At 60.2% G+C, this 12,131-nt stretch carries 8 protein-coding genes; 7 read left to right on the top strand and 1 reads right to left on the bottom strand.

The window, feature by feature from the left end; translation table 11 throughout:
• Positions 1 to 2: 2 nt before the first annotated feature.
• The 5 genes from Q8X51_RS00650 (at position 3) to Q8X51_RS00630 (ending at position 9,220) form a co-directional block, all read left to right on the top strand.
• Positions 3 to 4,331: a methyltransferase domain-containing protein gene (locus Q8X51_RS00650; RefSeq protein WP_407693406.1), complete on the top strand. Its 4,329-nt coding sequence runs from the start codon at positions 3 to 5 to the stop codon at positions 4,329 to 4,331.
• Positions 4,315 to 5,136: a hypothetical protein gene (locus tag Q8X51_RS00645; RefSeq protein ID WP_407693405.1), complete on the top strand. Its 822-nt coding sequence runs from the start codon at positions 4,315 to 4,317 to the stop codon at positions 5,134 to 5,136. The genes Q8X51_RS00650 and Q8X51_RS00645 overlap by 17 nt, the downstream gene beginning before the upstream one ends.
• A gap of 28 nt (positions 5,137 to 5,164) precedes the next feature.
• The gene (locus Q8X51_RS00640; RefSeq protein WP_407693404.1) at positions 5,165 to 6,376 is read left to right on the top strand and encodes a glycosyltransferase; all 1,212 of its coding nucleotides are present in this window, start codon (positions 5,165 to 5,167) and stop codon (positions 6,374 to 6,376) included.
• Positions 6,373 to 7,560 (top strand): glycosyltransferase family 4 protein, encoded by a 1,188-nt coding sequence (locus tag Q8X51_RS00635; RefSeq protein ID WP_407693403.1) that lies wholly within the window; start codon positions 6,373 to 6,375, stop codon positions 7,558 to 7,560. Before Q8X51_RS00640 ends, Q8X51_RS00635 begins: the two co-directional genes overlap by 4 nt.
• A 94-nt stretch (positions 7,561 to 7,654) precedes the next feature.
• Positions 7,655 to 9,220 (top strand): methyl-accepting chemotaxis protein, encoded by a 1,566-nt coding sequence (locus Q8X51_RS00630; RefSeq protein WP_137212092.1) that lies wholly within the window; start codon positions 7,655 to 7,657, stop codon positions 9,218 to 9,220.
• A gap of 93 nt (positions 9,221 to 9,313) precedes the next feature.
• On the opposite strand, the gene Q8X51_RS00625 is transcribed toward Q8X51_RS00630, so the two are convergent.
• Entirely contained in the window at positions 9,314 to 10,006 is a 693-nt protein-coding gene (locus Q8X51_RS00625) for an alpha/beta family hydrolase (RefSeq protein WP_074847447.1), read from the bottom strand.
• A 79-nt stretch (positions 10,007 to 10,085) separates the two neighbouring features.
• On the opposite strand from Q8X51_RS00625, the gene ccoN reads away from it, so the two are divergent.
• Together ccoN and ccoO are read left to right on the top strand one after the other, a co-directional pair.
• Positions 10,086 to 11,510, top strand: coding sequence for a cytochrome-c oxidase, cbb3-type subunit I (gene ccoN, locus Q8X51_RS00620; RefSeq protein WP_065924734.1), 1,425 nt, complete (start codon positions 10,086 to 10,088; stop codon positions 11,508 to 11,510).
• Between the two features lie 10 nt (positions 11,511 to 11,520).
• Positions 11,521 to 12,129 carry a cytochrome-c oxidase, cbb3-type subunit II gene (ccoO, locus tag Q8X51_RS00615; protein WP_017735321.1) on the top strand — a complete coding sequence of 203 codons (609 nt, stop codon included), beginning with the start codon at positions 11,521 to 11,523 and terminating at the stop codon, positions 12,127 to 12,129.
• Positions 12,130 to 12,131 lie beyond the last annotated feature (2 nt).

Here is a 12,131-nt window from a genome sequence, read left to right as displayed (position 1 = left end):
CGATGAATAATCCACCGCCACTCGCCGATACCCATGATCGTGTCATGGAAGCCTATTACGGCAAGCTGGGCGAACACTTCATGCAGGAAACCCGTGCGCGGATCCATTGGATCTGCGCACAGGTCACCGGCAGGACAATACTCGACATAGGCTGCTCCCAGGGCATTATCCCCGTGTTGCTGGCCCGTGAAGGCCACAGGGTCACGGGCGTGGATAACGACCCCAGGGCGTTCGAGCAGGCCAAAGATTACCTGAGGGCCGAACCCGATCACGTGCAGCGCAACGTCCGCTACTTGAATGCAGACTTTATGTCGCTGGACACCCAGGGCTTGGAACCTGACAGCATCGTGATCAGTGAAGTGCTTGAGCACCTCATCCACCCGGCAACCTTCGTCGAAAAAGCCGCATCGATGCTCAAGCCGCGTGGCCGGCTGATCATCACCGTGCCGTTCGGGGTGAATGACTTCCTTGACCACAAGCACACGTTCTACCTGCTGGAACCCTTTCGGCTGTTGAGTGCGTACCTGCAGGTCATCCAGGTCGAAATGCTGGGCAAGTGGGTGGGAATGGTCGCCATCAAAACAGAACCCGAGGGCTGTTCGCTGGGTGTCGAGCATCTACGTCAACTGGAAGCGGCGTTCGAGTCCGTCGAGAGTAACCTGCAAGGCCAGGTAGCCGGCGGTCGCCAACAGCGGGAACAGGTCAATCAGAAATACCGTGAAGCGACTGAGCGCATTCAGCAACTCAAGAACGAACTGGCGTACTCAACCGAGTGCAATACCCGGCAGCAAGCGCAAGTAGAGGTCCTGACCGCCAATCTGCAGCGCACAAACGCCAGGTGCCACCTGCTGGAAAATCGCTTGATCAAGACGCGGGCCAGCACCACCTATCAGTTGGGGTATCAACTGCGTGTGGGGGTGGGCTCGCTACGTGAATGCCTGCTTTTGCCTGGCGCCTTGTTCAAGCTGTATCAACAAGCCCGCGCACGTCGCAAAGGCAACGCACCTACGGCCCCCCCTGGCGATGATGCGATCCCACCGGCGCTGCCTGGCACCGCCGCTTTCCTTGTCACGCCGGCCCCCACTCCGCTGGCGGATGCAGAGCATGTGCGCAACCAGCTGTTGCTCGCCCCCCATGACACGGCCAAGCCCTTCAGAATGGCCTGTGTGATGGACACCTTTACCCATGAGGCCTACCGGTATGAATGCGAGCTGTTGCAACTGACACCGGACCAGGGCCTGGCCGAACTGCAATCGTTCCAACCCGACCTGCTGTTTATCGAATCCGCATGGCGCGGCCAGGATGGCCGCTGGCATAACAAGATCGCCCAGAACAGCACAGAGCTGCGCCAGGTCTTGCAGTGGTGCCGGGAACACAAGGTGCCAACGGTGTTCTGGAACAAGGAAGATCCGGTGCACTTCGAGACGTTCCTGGGTACCGCCACACAGTTCGACCTGGTGTTCACCACGGATATCGACTGTATTCATCGCTATAAAAGCGCGCTGGGGCATGAGCGTGTCTACCTGCTGCCCTTTGCCTGCCAACCGGCGATGCACAACCCGATCGAGTTGTATGAGCGCAAGGATGCGTTCTGTTTCGCCGGTGCCTACTACTGCCGATACCCCGAACGGGCGCGGGACCTGGAACACTTCGTCAATGCCCTGCCGGGCTTTCGTCCGCTGGAAATCTACGATCGCAACTTCGGCCAGCCAGAAGCCAACTATCAGTTTCCGGCCCGATATCGGGGCTACATTGCCGGTACGCTTGACGCGACGCAGATAGACCTGGCTTACAAGGGCTACCGGTATGCGATCAATCTCAATTCGGTCAAACAGTCGCAATCCATGTTCGCCCGTCGTGCCTTTGAATTGCTGGGTTCCAACACCCTGACCGTCAGCAATTTTTCTCGCGGCCTGCGTGTGCTGATGGGCGACCTGGTCATCTGCAGCGACAACGGCCAGGAGGTCTTGCGTCGCCTCGGCACGCCCGCTGGACACGCCAGGCTGCGGTTGGCAGGGCTGCGAAAGGTGATGCTGGAACACACCTATGCCCACCGTTTGATGTATGTGATGAGCAAGGTGACCCATCGCGTGCATGACCTGCCACTGCCGACGATTTGCCTGGTCGCTGACGCGGCCGACGAGGCTCAATTGCAGGCCCTCATTGAGCATCTGCGGCGTCAGCGCTACCCCCGCGTCAAGCTGTATGTCGCGGTAAGCGACGCGCCGGCAAGGCAGCCCGCCACCGTTGACCCGCGCTTGCAACTGATTGAGCGCAAACAGCTGGACAAGCTCACCCTCGGCGAGCTGGCAGGCGGCGCCGACTGGTTCGGCGCCATGCTTGCCGTGGACTACTACGGCCCTCACTACTTGCTCGACCTGGCCTTGGCAACGCGTTACAGCAAGGCCCGGGTGATCGGCAAGATGGCGCACCATGCCGCGGACGAACGGGATATACGCCTGATCAACCCAGGCCAGGAATACCGCTGTGCCACCGGGATAGCGGCACGTCGGGCCTTGATCAAGACAGAAGTGCTGGCACAACAGCCCGCCCGAGCCTGGCTGGAAAGCCTCCCGGCGCTCACCTACACCCACCCTCGGTCCCTCGCGATCGATGCGTTCAACTACTGCGAAAACGCCGCGGGCACTGATCGACAGCACGTCGTTGCGGTGGTGGATGACCTCGAGCTGAACAGCGGAATCAGCCTCCAGCATCTCCAGCGCAGCAGTGAAACGATCCCGCCATTGAGTGCAGATACTACTGGCCCGCTGAGCAACGGCCGGGACCTGTCAGAACTGTTCGGCCCGCTGCGCAGCAAGTATCTGCGCGCGCAGGTCGAAGGCGGCACCTGGCATATCGACTCCTCCCTCGCGGACGGAAAACATGAATATCACTACGCCAGGCACGAGTTGAACGTTGCCCAGCTGAAACAGGCCGACGACACCTTGAGATTGCTGCTCGATGCCACGCCGGGCCTGAACCTGCAACTGGTCGTGCTGTATCTGGATGCGCAGAAACAACGGATCAGCCATGTCATGCAGCAGGCCAATCGCAATCAGGCCTGGGATATACCGCCCGAGACAGCGTACCTGCGCCTGGGCCTGCGGGCCCACGGCAGCGGCAGCACGACGATCAAGGCACTGGTTCAAGGACACCGGGAAATCCAACCCTCCCACCTCCTCGCCAAGGCCGCGCACCTGCTGCTGACCAACCACTACCCGGCCTATGACGACCTGTACCGTAATGGCTTTATTCATACCCGTGTCATGGCCTATCAGGAACAGGGCCTGCCGGTAGATGTCTTTCGTCTGCGCCCCGACGAGTCGATCAGTTATCACGAATTTGAAAATGTCGACGTGGTGACCGGCCCGGGCAGCGCCCTGGCAAGCATGCTGGACAGCGGACAGTACACGACACTGCTGGTGCACTTCCTGGATCCGCAGATGTGGGAAATAGTGCGCCCCTACTTGCCCCGCCTCCGGGTGATTGCCTGGGTACACGGCGCGGAGATCCAACCTTGGTGGCGCCGGGCTTACAACTATGGCGACGAAACACTGTTGCAACTGGCCAAGCTCGACAGTGAACGACGCATGGGGTTCTGGCTCAGCCTTTTGCAACCCATGCCGCCCAATCTGCAACTGGTATTCGTCTCCCGACAGTTTGCCGAAGACGTCATGGAAGACCTGGGGTTCAGGTTGCCGAGGGGTCAATACCGAGTGATCCACAACCCCATCAATACGCGGCTGTTTGCCTATCAGGAAAAACCGCCTGAGCAGCGCAAGAAAATCCTCTCGATCCGCCCCTATGTGTCACGCACCTACGCCAACGACCTGAGCGTCAAAACCATTCAAATGCTGGCGACCAAGCCATGGTTCAACGAACTTGAGTTCCTGATGGTCGGTGACGGACCTTTGTTTGAAGAAACCCTCGCACCGCTGCGTCAGTACCCGAACGTCACCCTCGAAAAACGCTATTTGAAACAATCCGAGATCGCCGACCTGCACAAACACTATGGCGCGTTTCTGTGCCCCAGCCGCATGGACACACAAGGGGTATCGCGTGACGAAGCCATGGCTTCGGGCCTGGTCCCTTTGACTAATCGGGTCGGGGCCATCCCTGAGTTTGTTGACGACGACTGCGGCTTTCTATCGGCCCCCGAGAGTTTCACCGGGCTCGCCGAAGGAATAGAAACACTGTTTTTCAACCCGGAAATATTCAGGGCGAAATCATTCAACGCCAGGCAACGCGTGCTTGCGCAAAGCGCTATGCATTTGATCACCGCGTCCGAACTAAGCCTGATACGGGAACCCCACGGTGAGCCGAGACGTTAAGGCATTGCAATACCGTATCCTGTCGGCACTTCTCTGGTGCGTACGCCTGGGCCAGAACCTCATGAGCATCGCTCCACGTGCGGTGTTGATGGCCCATGCCGCACATTTCTGCGCACAAGTGTTGTTGATAACGACGTACTTCCTGCCGATCAAGATTGTCATCCTGCTCGGTTCAGAGACGGTCCCCGCCTATTTGCCACCCCCGTTGAAAGGCCTCGATCAAACCGCCCTGATCATCGGGCTCGGTCTGTTGACGGTGATCCTTTACGCTTTTTACCTGGGCGCCGGGTTCATGGCCTCCCGTTACTCAAGGGCGGGGGCACGCGCCCTGATAGACGGCGGTGCCGAACCTGCGCGGCTAAAAACCCAATTGGCCCTGGCAGCCAGGACATTTTCCAGGTTTGCGCGGGGTTTATCGGACGCCATGTTTACCCTGATCGTCTTCTGCGTGTTGCTCTACCTCTACCCGTCCCTCCTGGCGATCGGCCTGACTTATTCCGTGCTCGCTGCAGCTGTGCTGATTGGCTTGAACAACCGTAGCCAACGTGTGCACGCGGTACTCTCCCGTCACCCACTCACGGTGGCCGATGCGTTTTACTCAATGGGCTTTCTGGCGGCATTCGCCTTCATCATTGTCGACTTTCTCTGCCTGACGCCTCCCCACCTGTACATCGCGCTGATAGCGCTGATCCTGATACGTCAAGGCCTCAGCAGACTGAAGGTCCTGACCCAGGACATTCTTTACCTGAACACCCACGCCTCGAGCATCAATCGGATGTTTCTCGCCCTCCACCCGACTCGCTGAACCCCGTCCACATCAACAGGAATCTCCCGTGCCCCGCATCGCCATGATCGTCTGGAATGAGTTTCGCAACGACGCCCGCGTATTGAAGCAAGCCCGGACACTCCAGGCAGCCGGTTATCAAGTCACCGTGTTCGCCCTGCATGCGCCCGGCGTGACGCATCGCAAGGAGGTGCTGGCCGAAGGCATCCGTGTGGTACGCGTAGCGCGCAGCGTGCGCTGGCGTGCGGCCAACGCCGGATCGCCCCCATCGCCAGGCCCGTTCGCAGCCGAACAATCGATGCCCCTGCGACGCATTCTTTCGCGGCTTTGGGTACATGCAGGGCTGCTGCTACGCATCGCCCTGCATCGCGCTGCGGTGGTGCATGCCCACGACGTCAATACCCTGCCCACCGCCTGGCTGGCGGCCCGGCTCAGCGGCGCCAGGCTGGTGTATGACGCCCACGAAATCAGCACCAGCCGCGAGGGGTATGCGCGCTTTCGCAGCTGGGTAGGTTGTATCGAAAAAACCTTGATGCCCAGGGCCGAAGGCATCATTACCACCACGCAAAGCCGGGCCAGGTTTTTTGCCAGGGCCTATGGAATCGCCCGCCCGCTGGTACTGCAAAACCGCCCCTGTCTGAGCGCCTCCTCGCCCGGCCAGAGGATTCGTCTTGAGTTGGGCTTGCAACACCCCTGGCCCATCGTTGTCTATCAGGGCGGCCTTCAACAGGGGCGCGGGCTGGAACGCTTGCTACGCGTGGCGGCGTCGTTGCAAGGCGCTTACCTTGTATTGATCGGGAGCGGCAGGCTTACCCCTGCCTTGATGGCATTGCGCACGGAACTTGGCCTGACAGACCGAGTGCACTTTATCCCGACCGTTGCACTGGCGGATTTGCCCAGCTACACCGCATCAGCCGATATCGGTGTGCAGCCGATCGAAAATACCTGCCTGAACCACTTCACCACCGACTCGAACAAATTATTTGAATATGTCATCGCCGGGCTGCCCGTGGTGGCCACGGACTTTCCGGAGATTCGCAAGATTGTCCGGGCCTACTCCGTAGGACTTTTGGTACCGGCAGGCTCGGAGCAATCACTGCGCACCGCACTGCAGCGCCTGATCGATGAGCCGTTATTGCGTCAGGCACTGGCGCAAAACGCGAAAAATGCCGCCTTGCATTTAAATTGGGAGCGGCAGGAAAGCACGCTGGTGGCGCTGTACGAGCGTGTACTGCGGCGTAAAACCGAGGTGCGCGCATGACCAAGCGCATTCTCATATTGAGCTATTACTTTCCGCCCGATCTGTCGGCATTTCGCGTCGAGGCGTTGGTCAAGGCCTTGCTCACCCACGGTAACGGTGAGATAGAGATCGACGTGCTGACCACCCAGCCAAACCGCTACCCGTCCTATGAGGCTGCCCCTGCCCACACCGCGCATCAGCCGAAGCTGTCCGTCACCCGCATCGGCCTCCCCGCGCACAGATTCAGCGCATGGGGCCAGGCCTGGGGGTTTGCCCACTATGCCTGCGGCGTCCTTCAGGCCGTGAAGGGTAAGCCGTATGACGTGATCGTGGCCACCTCTTCGCGGCTGATGACGGCCGCACTGGGCGCCGCCATCGCGCGCAAAAAACACGCGCCTCTCTATCTGGATATTCGCGATATCTTTGTCGACGTCCTGCCCGAGCTTTTCCCCGGTATTGTCGGCAAGCTCCTGGCACGGGTGTTTTCCCGCCTGGAAAAAATCACCCTTGGGTGTGCGACGCGGGTCAACCTGGTATCCCCCGGTTTCCTGAGTTACTTCGCGCCCCGTTATCCACACAAGACCTTCTCAACCTACACCAACGGTGTGGATGATCTGTTTCTTGAAACCCCCTTCCATACCGAACCGCCTGACGAACCGACACGCCCGTTGAAGATCGTCTACGCTGGCAATGTCGGCGCCGGCCAAGGCCTGGAAAAAATCCTGCCCCCCCTGGCCGAACGGCTGGCAGACAGGGCCTGTTTCTACGTCATTGGCGATGGCAGCACGATGAAAAAACTGAGCGAGGCGCTGATCAAAAGAAACGTAAGGAATGTCGAGCTTATTCCTCCCATGCCTCGCCATAGACTGATTCACTACTATCAGCAAGCGGATGTGCTTTTTTTGCACCTTAATAGCTTTAACGCATTCTTGAAGGTTATTCCTTCCAAGCTGTTTGAATATGCAGCCACTGGAAAGCCAATCCTGGCGGGGCTGGAAGGCTATTCAAAAGCGTTCACTCTTAACCATATTCCCAATGCTTGCGTGTTTGCCCCCGCAAACCCGGACGCAGCCGTTGCCGCACTCGCCCGTCTTGATCTGGGTAGCACCGACCGAGCGGCATTTCTACGGGAGTATTCCCGCAGCAGGATCCAGCAACGCATGGCTCTGGACATTCTCGATATCACAACACCCGAAGAACCGTGACCCTGGAAACTGCCAAGCCGATTGTTGCAAAAATAAGTTAAATAAACCCCCGTTACCGCCGATACCCAATGAAAGCCTTGCGGATTGAACAATCATGCGTAATAACCAGCCCGTTACCCAGCGCGAACGTACCTTCCCCGCTCAGCAACGGTTGATCTCCACCACAGATGCCAAAGGCGTGATCACCTACTGCAACGACGCATTCGTCGAAATCAGTGGGTTCTCTCGCGACGAACTGGTGCGCGCCCCGCACAACCTGGTCCGTCACCCGGACGTGCCAGCGGCCGTGTTCGGGCATATGTGGACCACGCTCAAACAAGGCTTGCCATGGATGGGCATCGTTAAGAACCGCTGCAGGACGGGCGATCACTACTGGGTCAACGCCTATGTGACGCCGGTCTTCGAAGGCAACCAGGTGGTCGGCTACGAATCGGTGCGCATTAAGCCCACCGCCGAGCAGATCCGCCGTGCCGAAGCGCTCTACCAACGCATCAACCAGGGCAAGTCGGCCGTCCCCCAGCGGGACAAGTGGCTGCCGGTGTTGCAGGACTGGCTGCCGTTTATCCTGATCAGCCAGTTGAGCTTCATGATCGGTGCGTCGCTCAACTCCCACTGGGGCTTTGCCCTGGCGGCGGGTTTGTCGGTGCCATTGGGGCTGCTGGGCCTGAGCTGGCAACAGCGCGGCCTCAAGCGCCTGCTGCGCCTGGCCGAGCAGACCACCTCCGACCCGTTGATCGCGCAGATGTACACCGACAGCCGTGGTGCCCAGGCGCGCCTGGAGATGTCGATTCTCAGCCAGGAGGCACGCCTGAAGACCTGCCTGACGCGCTTGCAGGACACTGCCGAGCACCTCAACGACCAGGCGGCGCAGTCCAATACCCTGGCGCATAACAGCTCCAGCGGCCTGGAACGCCAGCGCGTGGAAACCGAGCAGGTGGCCACGGCGGTCAACCAGATGGCGGCGACCACCCAGGAAGTGGCCAGCCATGTGCAGCGCACGGCCGATGCGACCCAGGAAGCCAATCGCCTGACCAGTCGCGGTCGCGATATTGCCGGGGAAACCCGCGAGGCGATTCAGCGTCTGTCGGTGGCCGTGGGCGAGACCGGCGTGACCGTCACCCAACTGGCCAAGGACAGCGACGAGATCGGCGGCGTAGTCGACGTGATCAAAGGCATTGCCGACCAGACCAACCTGCTGGCGCTCAACGCCGCCATTGAAGCGGCGCGAGCCGGTGAGATGGGCCGTGGGTTTGCGGTGGTCGCCGATGAAGTGCGCCAACTGGCGCAGCGCACGGCTGAGTCGACCGGGCAGATCCATGCCCTGATCGCCAAGCTGCAGCAAACTGCTGCCGCTGCCGTGCAAACCATGGACACCGGGCATCGCCAGGCCGAAGAGGGCGTGGCGCGGGTAATGGAGGCGGACCAGGCATTGGTGGGCATCAGTGAAGCGGTGGCGCATATCACCGACATGACCACCCAGATCGCGGCCGCCACCGAAGAGCAAAGCTCGGTGGCCGAAGAGATCAGCCGCAATATCAGCACCATTGCGCTGTTGGCAGATCAGACCTCGGAGCAGGCGTTGAACTCGGCGCAGTTGAGTGAAGAGCTGACGCATACGGCGAATACCCAGTATTCGTTGGTCGAGCGTTTCAACCGGTAGACCGATATCGGGAGCAAGCCCCCTCCCACAGTTAACCGCGTACATCCCTTGGAATGCGGTCGAATGTGGGAGGGGGCTTGCTCCCGATTGGCCCTAACAGGCGCTGAGAAACTCAGCCACCTGCACGGCCGCAGCCTCCAAATGCTGCTCATGCGCAAACCCCGAAGCCTTCAACGGCTTCAAATCATGATCCCCCGCCACCAGCCACATCACTTCGATGCTCGGCGACAAGTCATACCCTTCCACCGCCGCCCGATTGCCCAGTGCATCGCGCTCGCCCTGCACAATCAACGTCGGCGTCTTCAATCCGGCCAAATGCGCTACACGTGGTTTCTCCGGCTTGCCCACCGCATAAAACGGATAACCCAGGCACACCAGCCCATCGACGCCCAATTCATCGGCCAAAAGACTGGCCATCCGCCCGCCCATCGACTTGCCGCCAATGACCAGTTTCCCAGCGACATGACGTCGCACCTCGGCATACACCCCGCGCCAGGCTTCCAGCAGTCTTGGCGCCGGGTTGGGCGGGCGTTTGCCGCCGTCCAGTCGGCGCTGGGCCATGTAGGGAAACTCGAAGCGCAACACGTTGACGCCATGTCCGGCAAGGCGTGCAGCCATGTCGTTCATGAAGGATGAGTCCATCGGTGCGCCGGCGCCATGGGCCAGGATCAACGTCACGCAATCACCGGAAGCTACGCCCGACGCGACATCCCAAAGCCAACCGTGTTCCCGCACACACTGCGCCCATTGATCCCCGTCAATACTGGCCTTGTGCTCTTTGCCCATGCTTGCCTCGCTATTCAGTCTGCCTATAACTCCAGCCCAAGTGCCGCATCTGCTTGGGTTGAACCGTGGATGGGGAACCATGAACACTACTTTAAGTACCGCCTATAACTACAAGGTGGTCCGCCAATTCGCCATTATGACGGTGGTGTGGGGCATCGTCGGCATGGGGCTCGGGGTTTTTCTCGCCGCCCAATTGGTTTGGCCCGCGCTCAACTTCGACTTGCCCTGGACCAGCTTCGGCCGCCTGCGCCCACTGCATACCAATGCGGTGATCTTCGCGTTCGGTGGCTGTGCGCTGTTCGCCAGCTCCTTCTACTCGGTGCAGCGTACCTGCCAAACCCAGCTGTTCGCGCCGAAAATCGCCGCGTTCTGCTTCTGGGGCTGGCAACTTGTCATCCTCCTGGCCGCGATCAGCTTGCCGCTGGGCTACACCAGCTCCAAGGAATACGCCGAACTGGAATGGCCGATCGACATCCTGATCACCATTGTCTGGGTGGCCTACGCCATCGTGTTCTTCGGCACGGTGATGAAGCGCAACACCAAGCATATCTACGTCGGTAACTGGTTCTTCGGCGCGTTCATCATCACCGTGGCGATCCTGCATATCGTCAACAACCTGGAAATCCCGGTCAGCCTGACCAAGTCCTACTCGCTGTATGGCGGTGCGACGGATGCCATGGTGCAGTGGTGGTACGGGCATAACGCGGTAGGCTTTTTCCTCACCGCCGGTTTCCTCGGGATGATGTACTACTTCGTGCCGAAACAGGCCGAGCGCCCGGTGTATTCCTATCGCCTGTCCATCGTGCACTTCTGGGCGCTGATCACCCTGTACATCTGGGCCGGTCCTCACCACCTGCACTACACCGCGCTGCCGGACTGGGCACAGTCCCTGGGCATGGTGATGTCGCTGGTACTGCTGGCGCCGAGCTGGGGCGGCATGATCAACGGTATGATGACCCTGTCAGGCGCCTGGCATAAGTTGCGCAGCGACCCGATCCTGCGCTTTTTGGTGGTGTCCCTGGCGTTCTACGGCATGTCGACCTTCGAAGGGCCGATGATGGCGATCAAGACCGTCAACTCGCTGTCCCACTACACCGACTGGACCATCGGCCACGTACACGCCGGCGCCCTCGGCTGGGTAGCGATGATCTCCATCGGCGCCCTGTACCACATGATCCCGAAAGTCTTCGGTCGCGAGCAGATGTACAGCCTCGGCCTGATCAACGCGCACTTCTGGCTGGCCACCATCGGCACCGTGCTCTACATCGCCTCGATGTGGGTCAACGGCATCGCCCAGGGCCTGATGTGGCGTGCGATCAACGAAGACGGCACCTTGACCTACTCCTTCGTCGAAACCCTGGTGGCCAGCCACCCAGGCTTCATCGTGCGGCTGGTGGGCGGTGCGGTATTCCTCAGCGGCATGTTCCTGATGGCTTACAACACATGGCGCACCGTGCGCTCGGCACAACCTGTCGAAGCCGCCCCTGCCGCGCAGATGGCCTGAGGAGTCAGTGATGAAACACGAAACGATTGAAAAGAACGTCGGCCTGCTGATGCTGCTCATGGTGCTCGCCGTGAGCATCGGCGGCCTGACCCAGATCGTCCCGCTGTTCTTCCAGGACGTGACCAACAAGCCGGTGGAAGGCATGAAGCCCTACACCGCGCTGCAACTGGAAGGCCGCGACATCTACATCCGCGAAGGCTGCGTACAGTGCCACTCGCAGATGATCCGCCCGTTCCGCGCCGAGACCGAGCGCTACGGCCACTACTCGGTGGCCGGTGAAAGCGTGTGGGACCACCCGTTCCTGTGGGGCTCCAAGCGTACCGGGCCAGACCTGGCCCGCGTCGGCGCACGCTACTCGGACGACTGGCACCGCGCGCACTTGTACAACCCTCGCAACGTCGTGCCTGAGTCGAAGATGCCGGCCTACCCGTGGTTGGTCACGGCTGCGGTCGACAGCAGCCACACCGAGACCAAGTTGAAAGTAATGCGCACCCTCGGCGTGCCGTACACCGACGACGACATCAGTGGCGCCGTGGCCAGCCTCAAGGGCAAGACCGAAATGGACGCGCTGGTTTCGTACCTGCAAGTACTCGGCACTGCCATCAAGAGCAAGAGGTGAGC

This window comes from Pseudomonas sp. Yb2C2 (assembly GCF_052112325.1).
In the GTDB taxonomy this organism is placed as follows: Bacteria; Pseudomonadota; Gammaproteobacteria; order Pseudomonadales; family Pseudomonadaceae; genus Aquipseudomonas; species Aquipseudomonas marginalis.
Note: the sequence above shows the minus strand (reverse complement) of the source record. Positions and strands in the feature narration are given on the sequence as shown.

What these genes read in the sequence shown, in the direction of transcription:
- Q8X51_RS00650 (WP_407693406.1), top strand. Translation starts at nt 3, where the DNA reads ATGAATAATCCACCGCCACTCGCCGATACCCATGATCGTGTCATGGAA.
- Q8X51_RS00635 (WP_407693403.1), top strand. Translation starts at nt 6,373, where the DNA reads ATGACCAAGCGCATTCTCATATTGAGCTATTACTTTCCGCCCGATCTG.
- Q8X51_RS00630 (WP_137212092.1), top strand. Translation starts at nt 7,655, where the DNA reads ATGCGTAATAACCAGCCCGTTACCCAGCGCGAACGTACCTTCCCCGCT.
- Q8X51_RS00625 (WP_074847447.1), bottom strand. Translation starts at nt 10,006, where the DNA reads ATGGGCAAAGAGCACAAGGCCAGTATTGACGGGGATCAATGGGCGCAG.
- ccoN (WP_065924734.1), top strand. Translation starts at nt 10,086, where the DNA reads ATGAACACTACTTTAAGTACCGCCTATAACTACAAGGTGGTCCGCCAA.
- ccoO (WP_017735321.1), top strand. Translation starts at nt 11,521, where the DNA reads ATGAAACACGAAACGATTGAAAAGAACGTCGGCCTGCTGATGCTGCTC.